This is a genomic window from Streptomyces sp. NPDC001709, assembly GCF_053596375.1.
In genome coordinates this window covers 196,228-217,244 of sequence record NZ_JBSFGB010000004.1, presented here as the reverse complement: position 1 = coordinate 217,244, position 21,017 = coordinate 196,228, and the positions used below count along the sequence as shown (strand labels likewise).

Below are 21,017 nucleotides of genomic sequence, written 5' to 3'. Positions count from 1 at the left end.
GCTCCACTTTCGCAACGCTGTTGCCAAAGTGCAAGTGGTGGGGAGAATGGGTGGCGTGAACAGGACGAGGACGGGGACGGGCAGCGGCGGGCCGGCGGGCGCGAATCTGGGTGCGGTGCGGTCGCACAACACCGCGCTGGTGCTGGGGCTGCTGCGGGACGCCGGGGCGGAGGGCATCAGCCGGCTCGAACTGGCCGAGCGGACCGGACTGACCCCGCAGGCCGTCAGCAAGATCACCGCGCGGCTGCGGGAGGAGGGGCTCGCGGCGGAGGCCGGGCGGCGGGCGTCGACGGGGGGCAAGCCGCGGACCGTGCTGCGGCTGGTGCCGGAGGCGGGGCATGCGGTGGGGGTGCATCTGGACCGGGACGAGCTGCGGGTGGTGCTGGTCGATCTGGACGGGGCCGTGGTGGGGGAGCGGCGCGCGGAGATCGATCTGGGAGCCGGGGCGCAGGCCGTGCTGGCGGTGGTCGGGGAAGCGGTGGAGGGGGCGGTGCGGGACGGCCTGGGGGTGTCTCCGGGGTCGTCTCCGGGCCTGTCTGGGAGCGCGTCCCCGAGCGTGTCCCGGGGCGAGGAGGGGCCGGCTCGGACCGGGACGGTGCTCGGGGTGGGGGTGGCGTTGCCGGGGCCGCTCGATCATGCGCGGGGGGTGCTGCACCGGGTCACCGGATTCCCCGAGTGGGACGGGTTTCCGCTGCGGGACGCGCTCGGGGAGCGGTTGGGGGTGCCGGTGGTGGTGGACAAGGACACGAACGCGGCGGCGCTCGGGCTGTCGGTGGCGGGTGAGGGCGGCTCCGGCTCTTTCGCGTACCTGCATCTCGGCACCGGGCTCGGTGCCGGGCTGGTGATCGGCGGGCGGGTGCATCGGGGGGCGCGGACCGGGGCGGGGGAGTTCGGGCACCAGGTGATCCAGCTGGACGGGCCGTTGTGCGAGTGCGGGAACCGGGGGTGCGTGGAAGTGCTGTGCCTGTCGGCCGTGGCGCGGGGGGAGTCCGGGCAGGCGGCGCGGGTGCTGGGGGTGGGGGCGGCGAATCTGGTGGGGCTGCTGGACATCGATGCGGTGCTGCTCGGGGGGCGGACCGTCGCGGGCGCGCCGGAGGCGTTTGTGCGGGGTGTCGGGGAGGTTCTGGAGGCGCTGGCCCGGCGGGAGGGGGCGGGTGGCGAGCCGGTGCCGGTTCGGTGTGCCCCGCGAGGGGAGCGGCTGGTGGCCGAGGGGGCTGCGCAGTTGCTGCTGGCGCCGGTGTTCGGCCGCGGGGATGCGTGACGGTGCCCTGTGCTTCGGCCGGGTGGTGCCGGGTGCCGTGAAAGCCGGCGGCACCGCAGTTCCCCAGGGGCGCGGGGCCGCGTCGACATGCGGCTCCGCCGCGTGGGCGCGACCAGCCACGACGGACCCGCGGACGACACGCCGGCCTGTACGCCAACGGCGGGGACTCGCGCGCTCGCACCGGCGTGGCGGACGTACCGGCCCCCGCACGAGCGGCATGGTCATGTGTTCATGCGACTGTGCACATCCCTGCCCCTCTGCCTCGCCGCGGCCGCCGCCCTCACCGTGGCGGTCCCCGTGTCGGCGGCCTCCGCGCGCGCCGCCGAGGACCCCGCCTGTGTCGGCGCCGACGCGCGGGCCTTCCCGCTGGCCGCCCGGATCCGGGGTGGCCCCGGCTCCTACGAGGCCGGCGGCGGATACGGCACCTGGTACATCGACCTCACCAACACCACCCGCCAGACCTGCACCAACATCCACCCGGTGATCGTCCTCGTCGACGACAAGCGCGCGCTGCAGCCGAACCAGCCGCAGCTGGACTTCTTCGACGGTCAAAAGCCCCGGCCGGTGAAATTCGAGCGCACCGACGAGCAGGAGCTGGTCGGCGTGCTGGACGGCGCCGGGTTCCCCGGGTTCGCCGTACCGCCGGGCAAGACCGTCAGCGTCAAGGTCAGGCTCGCGCTGCCCTCCAACGCCCCGTCCGAGCGGGTCACCGCCAACGCCGCCGTCGTCCAGCGCCGGGGTGCGGACGGGGACTGGGTCGGGGAGTCCAACGCGTACCGGTTCGGGATCGGCCAGGAGAGTGCGGAGCCCTCGCCGGATCCGAGTCGTACCCAGGCGAGTGCCGGACCCAGCCCGTCCGGCAGCGCGTCGGCCACGTCGGGTACCCCCACCCCCGGCGCCACCTCCGCCGCCACACCCGGCTCCTCCCTGCCGTTCGCCGCGGGGCCGGAGGGCGCCGCGGAGCGGGCCCGCGAGCTGGCGCGGACCGGACCCGGCCTCGCCCACGGGCTGCTCGCGGCCACCGCCGCGCTCCTCGTGGTCTGCGGCGGCGCGTTGCTGCTGTCCCGCAGACGGCAGTGAAGCGGGGGCCGTACCGGCAACACCCACCCCGTCTGCGACGATCCCTGCGTGGACTACCCGAACGACCAGGCCCCCGGCGCACCCGTCCGCTCCGGCATTCCCGAGCACGGGCGCATCCCCAAGTACTACGCGGTGAAGGCACGGATCGCCGCGCTGCTGGACGAACTGGGGGAGGACAGCGTCATCCCCACCGAGCGGGATCTCGCCGAGCGCTACGACGTCGCCCGGGAGACCGTGCGGCAGGCCGTGCGGGAGCTGGTGCTGGAGGGGCGGCTGCGGCGAAAGGGGCGCGGGACCGTCGTCGCCGGGCCCAAGCTGGCCCAGCCGCTGTCCCTCGCCAGCTACACCGAGGGCGTGCGGCGGCAGGGCCGTACCCCCGGTCGTACCCTCGTCGGCCTCGACCGCTTCCCCTGCCCGGACGCCCTCGCCGCCGAGACCGGACTCACCCGGGGCGAACCCGTGTGGCACCTGGAGCGGGTGCTGCTCGCCGACGACGAGCGGGTCGGCCTGGAGAGCACCTATGTCGCCGTCGAGCGGGTGCCGGGGCTGGCGAGCGACTTCGACCCCGACTCCTCCTTCTACGGCTACCTCAAGGCCCAGGGCATCGACTTCGGCGACGCCGACGAGCGCATCGAGACCGTGCTGGCCACCCCCCGGGAGGCCCTGCTCGTCGGCACCCCGCCCGCCCTGCCCATGCTGCTGATCCATCGCGTCTCCCGGGACACGCAGGGCCGGCCGCTGGAGCGGGTGCGGTCGCTGTACCGGGGGGACCGGTTCTCGTTCACCACCCACCTCAAGGGCTGAAAAACACCGATATCGGCCCCACGATCGACCCCGCCTGAATATCACGGAAAGATAACGGGTCTAGCCCAAACGTGATGGGTCGTTCACGCTCTCGTTGTCAGCCGGATGTCTCCGGTTCCCCGATCGCGAGGAGCGTTGCCGCCGTGAGAGTGACAGTCGTCGGAGCAGGCGTGGTGGGCACCATGCACGCCTGGCATGCGCTACGGCGCGGCCACCGGGTCGTCCAGATCGAGCGCGAGACCGAGGCGCGCGGCGCCTCGCTGCGCAACTTCGGGCAGATCTGGGTCAGCGGCCGCGCCGGAGGAGAAGAGCTGGAAACCGCGCTGCGGGCGCGGGAGCTGTGGGAGGGCATCGGCGCGCGTGTGCCGGCGCTGGGCTTCCGGGCGAACGGGTCCCTGACCCCCGTCCGGGGCCCCCTGGAGCTCGCCGTCGCCGAGGCCGCCGTGGCCCGCCCGGACGCCGCCGCCCGCGGCTACAAGCTCCTCCTCCCGGGCGAGGCCCGCGCCCTCAACCCGGCCCTGCGCGGCGACTTCACCGCCGCCCTGTACTGCGAGCGGGACGCGGCCGTGGAGCCGCGCACCGCCCAACTCGCCCTCAGGGCCGAGCTGTTGAAGTCCCCGAACTACACCTTCCTGCCGGGACGGGAGGTGCGCGAGGTGACCGGTGCCGGCACCGTCCGCGACGACCACGGCGACGTGCACCGGGCCGACGCGGTCGTCCTGTGCACCGGCGCCTGGCTCGGCGGACTGGTCCGCGAACTCGCCGGGCCCGGGCTGCCGGTGCGCCGGGTCCGGCTGCAGATGATGCAGACCGACCCGCTGGGCGAGCCGCTGCCGACCTCCGTCGCCGACGCCGACAGCTTCCGCTACTACCCGGCCTACGCCTCCCCGGCCCTGGACCGGCTCAACGCCGGACAGCCACAGCCGGAGACCGCCGCCACGCACCGGATGCAGCTGCTCATGGTGCAGCGCGCCGACGGCGGTCTGACCATCGGCGACACCCACGAGTACGAGCACCCCTTCGCCTTCGACACCGTCGAGGAGCCGTACGAGCACCTGACCGGCGTCGTCGAGTCCCTGCTCGGCCGGCCGCTGCCGCGCATCCGCCGCCGCTGGGCGGGCGTGTACGCGCAGGCCACCGAGCCCGGCCGGGTGGTGCACCGGCAGCAGGTGCGCGAGGGGGTGTGGCTGGTCACCGGGCCCGGCGGGCGCGGCATGACCTGCGCCCCCGCGATAGCCGAGACCACCGCGAACGAACTGGGCTGGTGAGCTCCCCATGACACCGATCAGCACCGACATCCGCCTCGTCGTCCTCGACATGGCCGGCACCACCGTCGCCGACGGCGGACTGGTCGAGCGCGCCTTCGCCGCGGCCGCCGCCGAACTGGGCGTCGAGCCCGGTTCGGCCGAGCACGCCGAACACCTCGCCTACGTCCGCGCGACCATGGGCGAGTCCAAGATCTCCGTCTTCCGGCACCTGTTCGGCGACAAGGACCGCGCCCGGCGCGCCAACACCGCCTTCGAGAAGGCCTACGGCGATCTCGTCGACGCCGGCCTGATCGCGCCCGTGCCCGGCGCCCGCGAGGCCATCGAGGAGCTGGCCGGCAGCGGCCGTACCGTCGTCCTGACCACCGGGTTCGCCCGCGTCACCCAGGACGCAATCCTCGACGCCCTGGGCTGGCGGGACCTCGTCCCGCTCACCCTGTGCCCCGCGGACGCCGGCGGGCGCGGGCGGCCGTACCCGGACATGGTCCTGGAGGCCTTCGTCCGCACCAAGGCCGCCGAGGACGTACGCCAGGTCGCCGTCGTCGGGGACACCTCGTACGACGCGCTCAGTGGCGTACGTGCGGGGGCCGGTCTGGTCGCCGGGGTGCGCACCGGCGCCCATGGCGACGAGGCGTTCCGCGCCGCCGGGGCCACGCACGTCCTCGACTCCGTCGCCGACCTGCCCGCCCTCCTGTCGGGAGCGCGCTGACATGGGCATCCGCTTCGACTCCGTCACCGTCGCCTACGACGGAAACGTCGGCAGCCTCGCTCTCGACTCCCTCGACCTGACGGTCGAGCCCGGCGAGGTCATGGCGCTGCTCGGGCCGTCCGGCTCCGGCAAGACCACCGCGCTGCGGGCGGTCGCCGGGTTCGTACGGCCCGTGTCCGGGCGGGTGCTCCTCGGCGGCCGGGACGTGACGGACCTGCCGCCGTACCGGCGTGGCATCGGGATGGTCGTCCAGCAGTACGCGCTCTTCCCGCACATGCGGGTCGACGAGAACGTGGCCTTCGGGCTCAAGGCACGCCGGACGGCCAAGACCGAGATACGGCAACGGGTCGCCGAGGCGCTGGAGATGACCGGCATGGCCGCGTACGCCCGCCGGCATCCGCGCGAGCTGTCCGGCGGGCAGCAGCAGCGGGTCGCCATCGCCCGCGCCCTCGCCATCCGGCCGGACGTCCTGCTCCTCGACGAGCCGCTGTCCGCGCTGGACGCGCAGCTCCGCTCCGGGATGCTCGCCGAACTTGCCCGGCTGCACCGGGAGTTGCCGCACGTGTCGATGCTGTACGTCACCCACGACCAGGTCGAGGCGCTGACGCTGGCCGACCGGATCGCGGTGATGGACGCCGCGCGGCTTCAGCAGTGCGGGACACCGCGCGAGCTGTACCGGGCACCGAGGACCGAGTTCACGGCCTCCTTCGTGGGCGGCGCGAATCTGCTGCCGGTGACCGTGGGTCTTGGGAGTGTGTCCTTCGCGGGCACGGAGCTGAAGGTCGACACGGGCGGCGTGGCCGCGGGGGCGCGGGCCACGTTGTGCGTACGGCCGCACGTCGTCGGGCTGGGGCCGGGGCCCAACCAGCTCCCCGGAGTCGTACGGGAGATCCAGTGGCGGGGAGCCACCCACCGGCTGTACGTCGACGTCGGCGGGCACACGGTCCTGGCGGACGTACGCGAGCTGAGGGATCCGCCCGGTCACGGGGCACCCGTGACCCTGCACTTCGAGTCCGAGGACGCGGTGCTGCTGCCCGCCGGAGTCACCCATGAATAGGCGCCTGCTGTGGGCCCTGCCCCCGGTGGCCCTCCTCGCCCTCTTCTTCCTCTACCCCCTCGCCCTCGTCGTCCAGCAGTCCTTCCAGCCCGACAGCGGAGGCACCTCCCTCCAGCCCTACGCCGACGTCTTCGCCTCCGAAGCCTTCCGGCACGCGCTGTGGACCACCGTCTGGCTGGCGCTGGCCTCCACCGCCGGATGCCTCTTCCTGGGCTTCCTGCTGGCGCTGGTCATCGCGTTCGTACCGTTTCCGGGGGCGAAGGCGGTGGCGCGGTTCATCGACGTGTACCTGTCCTTCCCGTCCTTCCTCATCACGCTGGCCCTGCTGTTCATCTACGGCACCACGGGCATCGTCGGCTCCTTCCAGTTCCTCACCACGCCCTGGGGGGTGCTGCTGGCGGAGGTCACCTACTTCACGCCGTTCGTGATGCGGCCGCTGCTCGCCGCGTTCTCGCAGCTCGACACCGCGCAGCTGGAGACGGCCAGTTCGCTGGGCGCACGGGCGCCACGGATCGTACGGAAGGTGATCCTGCCCGAGGCGCTGCCCGCGCTCGCGGCCGGCGGGAGTCTCGTGCTGGTGCTCTGCCTCAACGAGTTCGGGATCGTGCTGTTCACCGGCGCGAAGGGGGTCACCACCCTGCCGATGCTCGTCTACAGCAAGGCGATCCTGGAGTCCGACTACCCGGGCGCGTGTGTGGTCGCTGTCGTCAACGTCCTGATCTCCGTGGGGCTGTACGGCCTCTACCGGGTGGTGAGCCGTCGTGCTGGTGCATAGCCGCAAGGCCAAGTGGGCCGTATGGGTGGTGTTCCTGCTCCTCTTCCTGCCCCTTTTCGCCCTGCCCCTCCTCGTCGTCCTCGGCGCCTCCTTCGCCACCCACTGGTCCGGCGTCCTGCCCTCGGGGACGACCGCCGCCAACTACCGCGCGGCGACCCGGGGCGAGGCCCTCCAGGCCCTCACCACCAGCCTGCTCACCGCCACCGCGGCGAGCCTGCTCGCGCTGGCCGTCGGCACCTGGGCGGCGCTGGCCGCGGCGGCCCTGAAAAAGCGCTACCGGCGACTCATGGACGCGCTGTTCGTGCTGCCGCTCGCCGTGCCCTCGGTCGTCGTCGGGCTGTCGGTCCTCGTGGCCTTCTCCAAGCCGCCGATGCTGCTCAACGGCACCCGGTGGATCGTGATCCTCGCGCACACCGTGCTGGTCACGGCCTTCGCCCACCAGTCCGTGTCGGCGGCGATCACCCGCCTCGACCCGGCCTACGAACAGGCCGCCGCCTCCCTGGGCGCCCGCCCCGCACGCGTCCTGTGGCGGGTCCGCCTGCCCCTCCTCCTGCCCTCGCTCACCGCCGCCGCCGGCCTCTGCTTCGCCCTGTCGATGGGCGAGCTGAGCGCCACGATGATGCTCTATCCGCCCGACTGGACCCCGCTGCCCGTCCTGATCTACTCGGCCACCGACCGCGGCGCCCTGTTCACCGGCTCCGCCGTCGCCGTGGTGCTGATGGCCGCGACCCTGCTCGTCCTGTTCGCCGTCTCCCGGGTCCGCACCCGGGCGTCGTACCGCTGAATCCCCCGGTAATCCCCTTCACCACGCCAGGAGTTGGCCTCGCCATGCCCGGAACCCGCCGCACGCTCGCCGTAGCCCTCGCCCTGCTCGCCACCCCCGTGCTGTCCGCCTGCGGAGGCTCCTCCGCCGCCTCCGACGCCAAGGTCGTCACCGTCTACAGCGCCGACGGCCTCAAGGGCGAGAACGGCGACGGCTGGTACGACAAGGTCTTCGCGGACTTCACCAAGCAGACCGGTATCAAGGTCAAGTACGTCGAGGGGGGCTCGGGCGAGATGGTGCAGCGCGCCGTCCGCGAGAAGTCCAACCCGCAGGCCGACGTGCTGGTCACCCTGCCGCCCTTCATCCAGGAGGCCGACAGCAAGGGCCTGCTGCAGAAGTACGCGCCGAAGGACTCCGACCAGGTCAGCGGCGCGGACAAGGCCCCGGACGGCACCTGGACCTCCGTGGTCGACAACTACTTCGGGTTCGTCTACAACAAGAGGGAGCTGAAGCAGGCCCCGAAGACGTGGGACGAGCTGCTCGGCCCCACGTACAAGAACAAGCTGCAGTACTCCACCCCCGGTGTCGCCGGTGACGGCACGGCCGTCCTCATCAAGGCGATCCACGACTTCGGCGGCAAGGAGCAGGCCCTCGCCTATCTGAAGAAGCTCCAGGCGAACAACGTGGGCCCGTCCGCCTCCACCGGAAAACTGGCCCCCAAGGTCGACAAGGGCGAACTGCTCGTCGCCAACGGGGACGTCCAGATGAACTACGCCCAGTCCAAGACCATGCCGGGCCTCGGCATCTGGTTCCCGGCCGGCAAGGACGGCAGGCCCAGCACCTTCGCCCTGCCGTACGCGGCCGGCCTGGTCACCAAGGCCCCGCACAGCGAGAACGGCCGAAAGCTGCTCGACTTCATGCTCGCGCAGAAGCAGCAGCAGGAGGTCAGCGGGATCGGCGGCGGGTTCACCGCCCGCCAGGACGTCAAGGCCACCGACGCGAACGCCATCGCCCTCACCAAGCTGATGGACGGCGTGGACCTCTTCGAGCCGGACTGGAACGACATCGACAAGAACCTCACGTCGTACGTCGAGGACTGGAAGTCGGCGACCGGAAGCTGAGCTGTTCGACTGGCGGACGGCCGGGGTCAGGATCAGGACACGCTGACTAGTCTGGGGGCGTCGGTACGCCGTGGTTCCGGCGCCCCCCCGCTTTTCTTGACCGTACGCACGCCAGGAGACGCACAGCATGGCAGACCGCAAGCCCATCGAGTCATGGCTCACCGACATGGACGGTGTTCTGATCCACGAGGGCGTTCCGATCCCCGGTGCCGACGCCTTCCTGAAGAAGCTGCGTGAGTCCGGGCGGCCCTTCCTGGTGCTCACCAACAACTCCATCTACACCGCCCGTGACCTGCACGCCCGGCTGCGCCGCATGGGTCTGGACGTGCCCGTGGACAACATCTGGACCTCGGCGCTCGCCACCGCCCAGTTCCTGGACGACCAGCGGCCCGGCGGCAGCGCCTACGTCATCGGCGAGGCCGGTCTGACCACGGCGCTGCACGACATCGGCTACATCCTCACCGACCACGAGCCCGACTTCGTGATCCTCGGCGAGACCCGCACCTACTCCTTCGAGGCCCTGACCAAGGCCGTGCGGCTGATCAACGACGGCGCCCGGTTCATCGCCACCAACCCCGACAACGTCGGCCCGTCCACCGAGGGCGACCTGCCCGCCACCGGCTCGGTCGCCGCCCTGATCACCGCCGCGACCGGGAAGAAGCCGTACTTCGTCGGCAAGCCCAACCCGCTGATGATGCGGGCCGGCCTCAACGCCATCGGCGCCCACTCCGAGACCTCCGCCATGATCGGCGACCGCATGGACACCGACGTCCTCGCGGGCCTGGAGGCCGGAATGCGCACCTTCCTGGTGCTCAGCGGCGTCACCCAGCCCGACGAGGTCGACGGCTACCCCTTCCGCCCCTCGAAGGTCGTCGACTCCATCGCGGACCTGGTGGACCTGGTCTGACGTAATCCACCCATTCGGAGCAACGGGCGCACCCCCGAGGATGCGGGGGCGCCCGGGGCGGGGGAGCCTCCTGGTACTGGAGGTTCACGATGGGCTCACTACGCCTCACGCTCTGTACCGGAATCCTGGCCGTAGCCGTGTTCGCCCCCACGGCCCACGCGGCCGACGCGGGCTCGGTCTCCGTGACCCCCGCCTCCCCGGCGCCCGGCGCCGACGTGGCCCTCCGGGTCCGCGGCTGCTCCGGGCGGCAGGGCATCGCCGTCTCGGACGCGTTCGTCTCCGACGCCCGGCTGACCGGCAGCGAGGGCACCCTGTCCGGCGCGACCCGCGTCCGCTCCTCGGTCCGGCCGGGCGGCTACGACGTCAGGATCACCTGCGCCGACTATGTGATCACCGGAAGGATCACGGTGGCCGGCGGGGGAACCGTGCAGTCCGGACGGTACGAGGAGCCCGGGCGGGAGCCCACCGGCGCCGCCTCGCCCGTCGCCCCCGTCCCCACCGGCGCCGCCTCGCCCGTCGCCCCCGTCCCCGCGGGCGGCGGCGGTACCGCGCACTTCGCCACGGTCGCCACCACCGAGTCCGGGCCGGACACCCTCCAGTCGGTGACCGGCCTCGCCCTCGCCGGGATCGCGGCGGCCGCCGTCGGGCTGCGCGCCCGCCGGAGCCGCGGTACGCGCTGAAGGCCGCCCATGTCCCACGACCGCGAGCGCGCCACCGGCACCGGGCGGCTCATGACCGGCCTGACCTGGGCGCTGCTGCTGCTCGGGCTGTGGCTGTGGGGGCGCGGGCTGACCGGCGTACCGCACACCACGGACAGCCCCGCCACGGGCGGCCTGTTCGCGCTCGGACCGGCCGACCCGGCCCTGCTGCCCCGCCCGGCCGAGCCGCTCGGCGACGCCCTGCCGCAGCGCGTCGACATCCCGCGGCTGGGCGTCCAGGCGCCGGTGGTGAGCAGGGGCCTGGACGCCGAGGGCGCCGTCGACCCACCGCCCTTCGACCAGCCGGGCGTGGTCGGCTGGTACGGCGCCGGCACCAGACCCGGCGCCAAGGGGGCCGCGCTCCTGGTCGGGCACGTCGACACCCGGACCCGGCCCGCGGTCTTCTACAAGCTCAGCACGCTCAAGCCCGGCAACACGGTCCGGGTGGTCCGCTCGGACGGCAAGGTCGCCGAGTTCACCGTCGACGACGTACGCGTCCTGCCCCGCGCTGGCTTCGACGCCCGGCAGGCCTACGGCCCCCGCGAACCCGGCCGCGCGGAGCTGCGCCTGATCACCTGCGGCGGCTCCTTCGACCGCGTCGGCCGCGGCTACACGGCCAACGTGGTGGTCAACGCGTACCTCACCGGAACCGCCCGCTGACACCCTCGTACGCCCTGCCACGCGACCTCGTGACGGACCGCCCTGATATGCCACGATTGGGACCCTGACCCGTTCGCCCAGGGGGGGGACCAGGGGGATGCGCATGTATGACGGCAGGGGGGCCCGTTCTTCCGCGCGGGCGTCGGCGGCGGTGGTGCTGGGGGCGGCACTGGTCCTCGCCGGATGTTCTTCGGGGGGCGGGGACGAGAACGGGGACGCCGGGGCCCGGATCACCCAACAGCCCAAGGCCGCCGACCCGTTCTGGGTGAACCCGGACGGCACCGCGGCCCGCCAGCTCACCGCCTACACCAAGTCCGGCGACAAGACGAACGCCGAGCAGATCCGGAAGATCGCCGAGCAGCCGGTGGGGGAGTGGATCGGCCCGGAGAACCCGGAGAACGAGGCGCGCGGCTTCACCGAGGCCGCCGAGAAGTCCGACCGCACGGCCCTGCTCGTCCTCTACGACATCCCGCACCGCGACTGCGGCCAGTACTCCCAGGGCGGCGCCGCCGACGGCAACGCCTACCGCGCCTGGATCGACGCCGTGGCCCGGGGCATCGGCGACCGCTCCGCCATCGTGATCCTGGAACCCGACGCCGTCCTCCACCTCGTGGACGGCTGCACCCCGGCCCAGTTCCGCGAGGAGCGCTACGACCTCCTCAAGGGCGCGATCGCCAAGCTCAAGTCCCTGAAGAACACCAGGGTCTACCTGGACGCGGGCAACGCCGGCTGGGGCCACCCCGACCAGATCTTCCCGTCCCTCCAGCAGGCCGGCGTCGCCCAGGCCGACGGCTTCTCCGTCAACGTCTCCAACTTCTACTCCACCCAGGATTCCCTCGCCTACGGCAAGCAGCTCTCGGAGAAGGTGGGCGGCAAACACTTCGTCATCGACACCAGCAGGAACGGCAACGGCCCCTACACCGGCGGCGACCCGGCCCAGCGCTGGTGCAACCCGCCGGGCCGGGCCCTGGGCGAAACCCCGACGACGAAGACGGCGGACCCCTCGGTGGACGCCTACCTGTGGGTCAAGCGGCCGGGGGAGTCGGACGGCACCTGCAGGGGCGGCCCGAAGGCCGGGGAGTGGTGGGCGAGTTATGCACTCGCCCTTGCCGAGAACAGCAAGTGACTACGGGACCTTCACCCACTGCGCCTTGCTCGGCGTCCCCTGGTCGTCGTCCACGAACAGCATGTACCACCCGGACTGCACCAGATTCCGGTTCTTCGGCACCGTCACCGTGATCCTGTTCCCGGCCGTCCTGAAGTCCAGCGCGATGGACCGCTGGTCGACGTCCGTCACGTGCGTCGAAGCGCTCGGCCGGATCAGCCGCACCTTCTTGATGCCGGCCGCGTGATCCGAGGTGAACGTCCCCGCGGCGCCGCGGGCGATGGTCTGCGGACCACCGCTCAGCGTCGGCCGCGCATCCCGGTACAGATACGGCGGCGTGTAGATCTCGATCCGCTGCTCGAACTTCCCCGGCTTGGTGTTCGCCTTGTCCCCGTACAGCGAGTCGGACCCGAAGAACATCACGCGCCCGTCCGGCAGCAGGATCGACCCGGAGTGGTAGTTCCGCCCCACCAGCGGATCCGCGACCCGGGTGAAGCTGTTGCTGCCGGGGTGGTACAGCCGCGCCTGGAGGATGTTGGAGTCGCCGCGCCCCCGGTAGTCCTCCGAACCACCGGAGACCAGCACCGTGTCGTCGGGCAGGACCGAGGACTGCGGATACCGGGTCCCCTTCGCCAGTTCCGGCCCGTCCACGAACCTGGGATTCCCGGACTTCAGATCGATCAGCCGCGTCTTCTTGCTGGACAGCTTCGACTCACCGACGCCACCGCCCCCGATCACCATGAACTTCTCGTCCTGCGCCGGAGGCAGCAGAACGGTCCCGGAGGTCTCCATCACGTTCGGATCGCCGAGCCCGGGCAGCTTGGTGAACCGGTTGGTGCCCACGTCCCAGATACCGGGGTCCCGGCCCACGTTGTCCGGCCCGTACCCCGCGTTCGAACCCGAGTAGAAGATCTTCCCGTTCTGCATCAGGAACAGCGCCGGATACGTCGGGAACTGCCGGATCTTCCTGGTGTACGTCCATGTCTTCGTCGCCGGGTCGAAGATCTCGTTCTTGCCCGGCACCAGCTGGCCGATGTCGTCGAGGCCGGAGACACTGAGGATCTTGCCGTCCGACAGCGTGGTGAGCGTCGGGTACCAGCGGGCCTCGTTCATCGGGTCGACCTTGATGTACCGCTCGGCGACCGGATCGAACTCATAGGCGTCCCGGATGCCCTGGAAGTCCTTCTTGTCGAGGGCGAGCTTCTGCGCGATGCCGTACGTGTTGTGCGCGTCGGTGCCGGTCAGGCCCTGGATCCGGTAGTTGTCCTGGGTGCCGGTCTCGTACGTGGTGCCGCTGTGCTGGGCTTCGACGTAGATGCGGCCGAGCCCGGGGTCGTTGCGCAGCCAGGCGCCCGTCTTCGGGTCGAAGACCTTCTTCGCGCGCGGCACCAGCACCGGGTCCTTCGAGACGAACGTCTTGCCGTTCGTCTTCCCGGTGAACGTGGTGCCCGCGGGCAGCGTGATCGGCTTGTCCGGGTTCTCGTTGTGGACGATCATCAGGCCGCCGGCCTTGGTGACGTCACCCTTGAGCTTCTCGTACCGCTTGGTGCCGCCCGCGATCAGCAGATTGCCGTTGGCGAGCTGGGTGTGTCCGGTGCAGAACAGGTCGCTGGGCGTGGGGATCTTCTTGATCGTGCCCTTGACCGGGTCCCAGATCCGGGTGTCGAACTTCTTCTTGTCGAAGTTGTCCTGGTTGTTGCCCGAGCCGGCGACCAGCAGCACCTTGCCGGTGTGCAGGAGCGCGGCGTGGATGGTGTCCTGGCGGTACTCCGGCGGGAACTCGATGATGTCCCAGTGGCCGTTCTCGGCCTTGTACTCCGGTCTGTTGATCTTGTACTGGTGGTACTGCGCGGTGCCGAAGCGGTAGAGCCACGGCCCGTTCATCCCGGCCAGCGCGAGTACCACCGCCGTACCGATCGCGAGCCTGCGGGCGCGACGGCGGCCGGCCTGGTCCTTCATCCCTCACGTCCCCCAAGTCCGCCAAGGGCGATCTGCATGGTCTGCTCGCTCTCCCCGCTCCGGTCCGCGCCGCGGCTCCCCTGGCCGGCGCCCGCCCAGGTGGGCCGCTGCTGCCGGGCGTGCGGCGGGTGGGCCGCGTAGGGGGCGGGCACCGCGTCCTGTGGCTCGGCGACCGCTCCGGTCGCGGCCGGCTCCGGCTTCTTCCGCTCCTGCCGCAGCGTGTACCGCCAGGCGAAGATCGGCGAGGCGGTGATCAGCAGGGCGAAGCACGCCCAGGTGATCATCGCGGGGTGGGAGTGCCCGAACACGAAGCCGGCGGTGAGCGAGCCGGCGAAGACCAGGATGAAGAACCAGTGGATGCGGAACGTCCCGAACAGCGTGTCGGGGCTTGCCGATTCACCCTTGGGCGTCACCACGAACTTGCTCTTGCGACGCAGTACGGCGTCCATCAGGGAGCGGGCGTAGATCGGCGCGGACAGCGCGGACATCACCATGCCCGCGACGCCGCCGGACCCCTCCGGCTCGTGCGGGGAGACGTTGTGCCGCCGGTTCCAGATGTACAGGCCGATCTGGAGGGCGGAGGCGTTGCCGTACAGCATCAGCCACACGGTCGGATCGATGTTCACACCCGAGGCGCCCAGGCCCAGGAACAGCGCGCAACTCAGCGCCGCCAGGATCCAGTTGAGGGCGGACATCGGATAGAAGATGATCATCATCGTGTAGTTGAAGAGCTTGCCCGGTGGCAGGGTGAACAGGCCCTTCCAGTACTGCTTGAGGATCGTCTCGTACGTGCCCCGGGACCAGCGCAGCTGCTGGGTGAAGAAGTCCGTCCAGGCGTTCGGGCCCTCGCCGACCGCGAGCACGTCCGGGGTGTAGACCGACCTCCACTTCCTGCCCGTGGCCGGGTTCTTGGCGCGGTGCATCTCGAAGCCCGTCGCCATGTCCTCGGTGATGGAGTCGTACAGGCCGCCGATCTGCTTGATGGCGCTGATGCGCACCGCGTTGGACGTGCCGACGAACATGGGGGCGCCGTAGCGGTTGCCGGCGCGCTGGATCAGGGCGTGGAAGAGGAACTGCTGGGACTCGGCCGCCTTGGTGACGAACGTGTCGTAGTTGCCGTACACCTGCGGGCCGATGACGAAGCCGACGTCCGGGTCGCGGAAGTAACCGAGCATCCGCTCCAGGTAGTTGGGCAGTGGGACGTGGTCGGTGTCGACGGAGGCGAAGAAGTCGTAGTCGGCGCCGTGTGCGTCCAGCCAGGCGTTGTAGTTGCCGTGCTTGGTCCTGGCGCGGTGCGGGCCCTTGGGCTGATTCCACCTCGCCACGCCCTTGCGGGAGAAGTGGTGCACACCGAGCCGGGCGCAGACCTCCTTCACGGCCGGGTCGTCGCCCTCGTCCAGCAACCACACGTGCAGCAGACCACGGTGACGGAGTTTCACCGCCGCTTCCAGGGTCTTCGTCACCATCTCCAGCGGCTCCTTGCCGGGCACGAAGGAGGTGAGGAAGGCGACGCGGGTGCCGGCCTCCGGGACCACCGGGACCGGGTCGCGGGCGACGAGCGTGGCGTGCGCGTTGGACAGCACGTTCATGCAGCGGAAGAACTCGATCAGGCCGATCGAGACGAGCATGACGATGTCGAGGGCCGGCAGGAAGTCGTAGGCGGGATAGTCGCGTTCGGTCCAGTGTGCGGGCCGCAGCAGCCATAACAGCAGGACCAGGGAGAGTACGGGGGCCGCGCCCAGCATGAGCGCGGCGCGGATGCGGTGCGGCTCCTGCGAGAGCAGCGACCGGTACTGCACCCTGTACGGCTTCGCCGGGCCGGGCTGGGTCAGGGGGCCCGCGAGCCGGCTGTAGTGCTCGTAGTCGTATCTCGGCAGGCTCCTCCTCATCCTGCGTAACTGGCCCGTACGGTGCCCGACCCTCAGCTGTGTGGTCTGTGACGGGTCGTCGTGAACGTGGCTCGGTCCGGCGCCCGGCGGCGTCGACGTCATGAGTCATTCCCCCCACACGCAGGTCACCGCGTGTCTGGTCGCTGTGGTGGCTCGCAGTCCCCACGTCTTCCGCACCCTCGTAGACACGGGACGGCGACCTTCCGGTTGCATGATGCCCCCCTCGGCATCGATTCATGGGCGGGGTCCCCTCCCCGCCGTACCGCAACCGTTTACTTCCCCCCAACTGCCATGAAACAGCGGCAGCTTGGGCATCCAGGGTTCTACGGCGCTCCGCATGATCGCAAGACGCGAAACGCGTTGTTTACCGGTCAAACCCGTTCATTGTGGGGCTCGCGAGGCGGGCGTGCGCCGGTGGTGGTGAGACGGACGCGGATGTTGCCGAAGTGGTCTCTTATCGCCGTCTCCGCCCGCAGCGAGTCGCCGGAGCGGACCGCGTCCAGGATCTCCCGGTGCTGCCGGCAGGTGACCTTGGGGTCCTGCGGCACGTCCACCAGGTCCCGCTGCACCCGGTGGAAGGCGTCCCAGAACGCCTCCAGCACCTCGCTCAGCAACACGTTGTCCAGCCCCCGGTAGAGGGTGGCGTGAAAGGCCCGGTCGGTCTCGGCGAGGCCCGCCCCCTCGGCGGCCTCCCGTTCCATGCGGTCCACGAGGGCGTCCAGTTCGACGAGGTCCGCCTCGGGCAGCCGCCCGGCCAGCCGCGAGACCAGTCCGGTCTCCACGGCCTCGCGCAGCTCCAGCAGCTGCAGCAGGGAGTCCTCGCCCCGGTAGTGCCCGGCGACGGTGCGGAAGGCCAGCCCCTCGATCAGGGGTGCGAACGACATCGAGCCGACGTACGTCCCGAACCCGTGCCGGATCTCGACGATCCCCATCGCCTGCAGCGCCTTCAGGGCCTCGCGCACGGAGTTCCGGCTCGCGCCGAGGTGCTCCATCAGCTCGGGCTCGGTCGGCAGCGGGGCGCCCGAGGGCAGCCGCCGGTCCACGATCAGCTTCTTGATCCGCTCCTGAAGGTCCCGGGCTGCCATGGCCAGAGGGTATCCGGCCAATCGGGGGGATGGCCCGGTTCCGGACAAGGGCGAATTCCGGACATGCGGAAGGCCCCCCGCTTTCGCGAGGGGCCTTCCGGCGGGGGTGTGGGTGGCGGAGCCCCCACTGCGCGCGGCGTAGCCGCGCAATAACAGAGATGGCGAGCCAGCTCCGCGCTTTTTGCGGACATGGCTCGCCATCGTCATCGTGCGCCGCCAGGGACTCGAACCCCGGACCCGCTGATTAAGAGTCAGCTGCTCTAACCAACTGAGCTAGCGGCGCCTGCTGACAGGGATAACTCTACCCGACCTTGAGGAGTGCTTCCGACCACCTCCGGGCCGCCCGGCGGTGACCGGACGGCCGCCGGGAGGGCCGTGTACGTCATTCGGACCGTCAAAGTGATGGTCTTTTGGTCAGTTGGGGAACTGACCAGCGTGCACACTCGCGGACAAATCCCCTATGAATGTGAGGTAGATCGCATGGCTGCTCCGGTGTTCGAGGAATTCGACCCCGAGAGCGACTGCGACTGCCCCGGCTGCGCCCGGGGACGTCGGGCCAGTCCCCGCCCGTCGTCCGGCCGTCCCGGCGGCTGCCCGGCGGCCTGCGGAATCGCGGTCGTGGCCGCCGCGTCCGCCGTCCTCGGCGCGGTCACCCCGGCCGCCGCCCTCACCCCGGACCGGCCCGCCGAGGGGCGGTCCCACGACCCCGGCGACGGCGAGCCCGACACCCCCCAGGGGGCCAAGGCCCCGCTGCACGGGCCGGGCGACACACCGGCCGGGTCCGACACCGTGATCCCCGCGGCCACCCGGACCCAGATCATCAACCGGGCCAAGACCTGGGTGGCCGCACAGGTGCCGTACAGCATGAACGCCTACTCGCCCGACGGCTACCGCCAGGACTGCTCCGGCTTTGTCTCGATGGCCTGGGGGCTGCCCGGCAACGAGTGGACGGGCAGCCTCGGCCAGTACGGAGTGAAGATCACCAAGGAGGAACTCCAGCCCGGAGACATGCTGCTCTACCACAACGCCGCCAACCCCCGGCAGGGTTCCCACGTGGTGATCTTCGGCGGCTGGACGGACTACACGCACACCTACTACACGGTCTACGAACAGACACCCCCGCACGCCCGCCGGCAGGCCACCCCCTATCCCTACTGGAGCAACACCGGCAAGTACGTCCCCTACCGCTACAAGGGCCTGGTCTCCGGCAAGGCGGAGGCGGAACAGGCCGGCTACCGGACGCTGCTCGCCTACCCGGGCGCCGCCTACTTCGGCCCCGGCGCCGGCAACACGTACGTCACCCTGCTCGGCCGGATGCTGGTGGCCCGGGGCGGCCACCCGTACTACACCCGGGGGCCCAGCCCGACGTGGAGCGAGGCGGAGCGGCGGGCCACCCGGGCCTTCCAGCTGGCCCAGGGCTGGAGCGGCGCCGCCGCCGACGGGCTGCCCGGCCGGCGCACCTGGGCCCTGCTGGCCACCGGCAAGGGCAGGGACATCGCGCCGGTCGCGGCGGGACCGGACCGGCCCGCCGGGCTCGTGGCGCCCGCCGCGCAAGGGGTGCCCGGCTATCCCGGCCGGGGCCACTTCCGTCCGGGCGCGGAGAACGGCCATGTCACCCTGCTGGGCCGCCGGCTGGTGAAGAAGGGGTTCGGCGGGTTCTACGCCGACGGTCCCGGTCCGCGCTGGAGCGAAGCCGACCGGCGTGCGGTGGAGGCCTTCCAGCGCGCCCAGGGCTGGCGCGGCAGCGCGGCCGACGGTTATCCGGGGCCGGAGACCTGGCGCCGGCTGTTCGCGGAGGCCGACCCGGAGCGCCTGACCGGCCTCTGACGTCCCACTGCTCACCCCCTGTTCATGACTGTTCATGATCGTTCATGACTGTTCATGGCGCATCTGGCGCATCTGGCGCGGAGGCTGGAGGCACGCATGAGTACGACCACGGAACACACACCGACCGAGTCCGAGGACCCCGCGGAGGACGCCGCGGGGCCGGGCGGGCGTCCGGTCCGGCTGATCCAGAACGAGACGACCACCGAGATCCCCGTCCATCTGCTCTTCCGGGACGACCCCGACCCGGTGAACCCGGTGAAGGTGCCGCTCAGGCCCGCCGTGGTGGCCCGCCGGCAGGGCACCGGCGAGCAGCCGCGGCTCAGGGGCGCGGCGCCGGTGCACCGCCGGCCGCTGCCGGAGGCCGACCCGGAGCTGGTGGAGCGCCCGGCGCGGGTGCTGCCCGGGGCGGCCGGGGTGCTCGCCGGGGCGGGCGGGATCACCGGGTGCCTGACCACCTCGTGGTGGGCGGGGCTGCTGCCGTCGGCCGTGGTGGAGGCGCTGGGGTTGCCCGCGTCCGGGGGCGCGGGGCTCGGTCCGGCGCAGTGGGCGGCGTACGCCGGGGCCGGGGCGCTCGGGGCGTTCGGCCTCGGCGGGCTGGTCCGGGGGCGGACCGGGCGGGCCTGGGTGCTGGGCCTGTTCGGGCGCTACCGGGGGACGGTCCGGCGGACCGGGCTGCTGTGGGTGAACCCGCTGGTGCTGCGCCGCCGGGTCGACGTACGGCTGCGGCACTGGCGCAGCGAGGCGATGCCGGCGGCGGATCCCGACGGGCTGGGGCTCAAGGTGGTCGTGCTGGTGGTGTGGCGGGTGCGGGACACCGCGCGGGCCGTGCTCGGCATCGAGGACCACGAGACGTATCTGCGCGAGTGCGTGGAGGCGGCGCTGGCCCGGGTGCCGGTGGAGCCGGCGGGTGGGACACGGGGCGGGGTGACGGCGGCCGGGGACGCGCTGACCCGGCTGGTGGCCGAGGAGACCGGGCCGGTCGGCCTCGAGGTGTTCTCGGTGCAGCCGGTGCAGGTGGAGTACGCCCCGGAGGTCGCCGCCGCGATGCGCCGACGCCGGATCGCCGCGCTGGACGCCCGGCAGCGGGCCGGGGTGCTCAGCTCGGTGGTGGACTCGGTGGAGGACACGGTGACCCGGCTGACCATGCGGGGCCTGGTCGAACTCGACGACTACGAGCGGAAGGCGCTGGTGCGGGACCTGACGGTCGCCTTCTGCTCGGGGCGCGCGGAGCTGCCCTAGGCCGTACCGCGATGGGTAGGGACACGTCCCTTGTATGGACACAGTCAATTAGCCGCAATAATCTGACACTTGGTCTAGACCTACCTGCACAGCTCACCGAACTCCCCACGTTCTCCAGGAGCGGCAGTATGCGCACCAGGACCAAGTTGTCCGCGGTCGTGCTGGGTGTGGTGACCGCCGGAGCGTTCGCGCTCTCCACCGGCGGTGCCAGCGGGCACGGCTACACCGACCTCCCCATCAGCAGGCAGAAGCTCTGCGCCAACGGCACGGTGACGGGCTGCGGCGAGATCCAGTACGAGCCGCAGAGCGTCGAGGGTCCCAAGGGCTTCCCGGCCGCGGGACCCGCCGACGGCCAGATCTGCAACGGTGGCCTGAGCCGGTTCGCCCAGCTCAGCTCGCCGCAGACCCCGTCCGGCGGAGCCTGGCCCACGACCAGGGTGACGGGCGGCCAGACGTACACCTTCCGCTGGCAGTTCACCGCCATGCACGCCACGACGGACTTCAAGTACTTCGTCACCAGACAGGGCTGGAACCAGAACCACGCCCTGTCCCGCTCGGACCTCAACCTCACCCCGTTCCTGACGGTCCCGTACAACGGCCAGCGCCCGCCGGCCACCCTCAGCCACAGCGGCACCCTGCCGTCCGGGCTGAGCGGGCACCACGTCATCGTCGCGGTGTGGACGATCGCCGACACGGGCAACGCGTTCTACGCCTGCTCGGACGTCACCTTCTGAGGACCGTTCCGCAACAGCACGGAAACTGAGGTTCCCTTGAGGCCGGCCGCCCCTACCGGCGGGTACGTTCCTCGCACGC

Annotated in this window: 19 protein-coding genes and 1 tRNA gene; 16 read left to right on the top strand and 4 right to left on the bottom strand. The window is 71.5% G+C overall.

Translation table 11 applies throughout. The features are described 5' to 3' along the window. Positions 1 to 46 precede the first annotated feature (46 nt). The 13 genes from ACWC0C_RS08150 (at position 47) to ACWC0C_RS08090 (ending at position 12,226) form a co-directional block, all read left to right on the top strand. Positions 47 to 1,261, top strand: coding sequence for an ROK family transcriptional regulator (locus tag ACWC0C_RS08150; RefSeq protein WP_450862529.1), 1,215 nt, complete (start codon positions 47 to 49; stop codon positions 1,259 to 1,261). Between the two features lie 231 nt (positions 1,262 to 1,492). Then, a complete protein-coding gene (locus ACWC0C_RS08145) occupies positions 1,493 to 2,341 on the top strand; it encodes a hypothetical protein (protein ID WP_450862528.1) in 849 nt (282 codons plus the stop codon). A gap of 48 nt (positions 2,342 to 2,389) precedes the next feature. Then, the gene (locus ACWC0C_RS08140) at positions 2,390 to 3,145 is read left to right on the top strand and encodes a GntR family transcriptional regulator (protein WP_450862526.1); all 756 of its coding nucleotides are present in this window, start codon (positions 2,390 to 2,392) and stop codon (positions 3,143 to 3,145) included. A 143-nt stretch (positions 3,146 to 3,288) separates the two neighbouring features. Further along, positions 3,289 to 4,413 carry a TIGR03364 family FAD-dependent oxidoreductase gene (locus ACWC0C_RS08135; protein WP_450862524.1) on the top strand — a complete coding sequence of 375 codons (1,125 nt, stop codon included), beginning with the start codon at positions 3,289 to 3,291 and terminating at the stop codon, positions 4,411 to 4,413. Between the two features lie 7 nt (positions 4,414 to 4,420). Next, on the top strand, positions 4,421 to 5,119 hold the full coding sequence (locus ACWC0C_RS08130) for a phosphonatase-like hydrolase (RefSeq protein WP_450862523.1): 699 nt from the start codon (positions 4,421 to 4,423) through the stop codon (positions 5,117 to 5,119). Between the two features lies 1 nt (position 5,120). Then, entirely contained in the window at positions 5,121 to 6,176 is a 1,056-nt protein-coding gene (locus tag ACWC0C_RS08125; RefSeq protein ID WP_450862522.1) for an ABC transporter ATP-binding protein, read from the top strand. Continuing rightward, on the top strand, positions 6,169 to 6,951 hold the full coding sequence (locus tag ACWC0C_RS08120) for a 2-aminoethylphosphonate ABC transporter permease subunit (RefSeq protein WP_450862521.1): 783 nt from the start codon (positions 6,169 to 6,171) through the stop codon (positions 6,949 to 6,951). The genes ACWC0C_RS08125 and ACWC0C_RS08120 overlap by 8 nt, the downstream gene beginning before the upstream one ends. Continuing rightward, positions 6,938 to 7,735, top strand: a complete 798-nt coding sequence (locus ACWC0C_RS08115; protein WP_450862520.1) for an ABC transporter permease — start codon at positions 6,938 to 6,940, stop codon at positions 7,733 to 7,735. Before ACWC0C_RS08120 ends, ACWC0C_RS08115 begins: the two co-directional genes overlap by 14 nt. Before the next feature lie 44 nt (positions 7,736 to 7,779). Further along, positions 7,780 to 8,835 (top strand): 2-aminoethylphosphonate ABC transporter substrate-binding protein, encoded by a 1,056-nt coding sequence (locus ACWC0C_RS08110; protein ID WP_450862519.1) that lies wholly within the window; start codon positions 7,780 to 7,782, stop codon positions 8,833 to 8,835. Positions 8,836 to 8,962: 127 nt separating this feature from the next. Then, entirely contained in the window at positions 8,963 to 9,742 is a 780-nt protein-coding gene (locus tag ACWC0C_RS08105; RefSeq protein ID WP_449199788.1) for an HAD-IIA family hydrolase, read from the top strand. 89 nt (positions 9,743 to 9,831) lie between these two features. Continuing rightward, positions 9,832 to 10,422, top strand: coding sequence for a hypothetical protein (locus ACWC0C_RS08100; protein WP_450862518.1), 591 nt, complete (start codon positions 9,832 to 9,834; stop codon positions 10,420 to 10,422). Positions 10,423 to 10,431: 9 nt separating this feature from the next. After that, the gene (locus tag ACWC0C_RS08095) at positions 10,432 to 11,100 is read left to right on the top strand and encodes a class F sortase (protein ID WP_449199786.1); all 669 of its coding nucleotides are present in this window, start codon (positions 10,432 to 10,434) and stop codon (positions 11,098 to 11,100) included. A gap of 103 nt (positions 11,101 to 11,203) precedes the next feature. Further along, positions 11,204 to 12,226, top strand: coding sequence for a glycoside hydrolase family 6 protein (locus ACWC0C_RS08090; RefSeq protein WP_450862516.1), 1,023 nt, complete (start codon positions 11,204 to 11,206; stop codon positions 12,224 to 12,226). Here the strand turns inward: ACWC0C_RS08090 and ACWC0C_RS08085 are convergent, their stop codons facing one another. The 4 genes from ACWC0C_RS08085 to ACWC0C_RS08070 form a co-directional block, all read right to left on the bottom strand. Then, a complete protein-coding gene (locus tag ACWC0C_RS08085) occupies positions 12,227 to 14,164 on the bottom strand; it encodes a galactose oxidase-like domain-containing protein (RefSeq protein WP_450862515.1) in 1,938 nt (645 codons plus the stop codon). Beyond that, positions 14,161 to 16,155 (bottom strand): glycosyltransferase family 2 protein, encoded by a 1,995-nt coding sequence (locus ACWC0C_RS08080; protein WP_450862513.1) that lies wholly within the window; start codon positions 16,153 to 16,155, stop codon positions 14,161 to 14,163. Before ACWC0C_RS08080 ends, ACWC0C_RS08085 begins: the two co-directional genes overlap by 4 nt. A gap of 269 nt (positions 16,156 to 16,424) precedes the next feature. Then, the gene (locus tag ACWC0C_RS08075; protein WP_450862511.1) at positions 16,425 to 17,138 is read right to left on the bottom strand and encodes a FadR/GntR family transcriptional regulator; all 714 of its coding nucleotides are present in this window, start codon (positions 17,136 to 17,138) and stop codon (positions 16,425 to 16,427) included. 209 nt (positions 17,139 to 17,347) lie between these two features. Next, a tRNA-Lys gene (locus ACWC0C_RS08070) sits at positions 17,348 to 17,421 on the bottom strand. A gap of 197 nt (positions 17,422 to 17,618) precedes the next feature. Here ACWC0C_RS08070 and ACWC0C_RS08065 point away from each other — a divergent pair. The 3 genes from ACWC0C_RS08065 to ACWC0C_RS08055 all read left to right on the top strand — a co-directional run bounded on the left by ACWC0C_RS08065 (position 17,619) and on the right by ACWC0C_RS08055 (position 20,938). Next, entirely contained in the window at positions 17,619 to 18,965 is a 1,347-nt protein-coding gene (locus ACWC0C_RS08065; RefSeq protein ID WP_450862510.1) for a peptidoglycan-binding protein, read from the top strand. Positions 18,966 to 19,061: 96 nt separating this feature from the next. Beyond that, the gene (locus ACWC0C_RS08060; RefSeq protein ID WP_450862508.1) at positions 19,062 to 20,204 is read left to right on the top strand and encodes an SPFH domain-containing protein; all 1,143 of its coding nucleotides are present in this window, start codon (positions 19,062 to 19,064) and stop codon (positions 20,202 to 20,204) included. A 128-nt stretch (positions 20,205 to 20,332) separates the two neighbouring features. After that, complete coding sequence (locus tag ACWC0C_RS08055) at positions 20,333 to 20,938, top strand: lytic polysaccharide monooxygenase auxiliary activity family 9 protein (RefSeq protein WP_450862506.1); 606 nt, start codon at positions 20,333 to 20,335, stop codon at positions 20,936 to 20,938. The last annotated feature ends 79 nt before the right edge of the window (positions 20,939 to 21,017 follow it).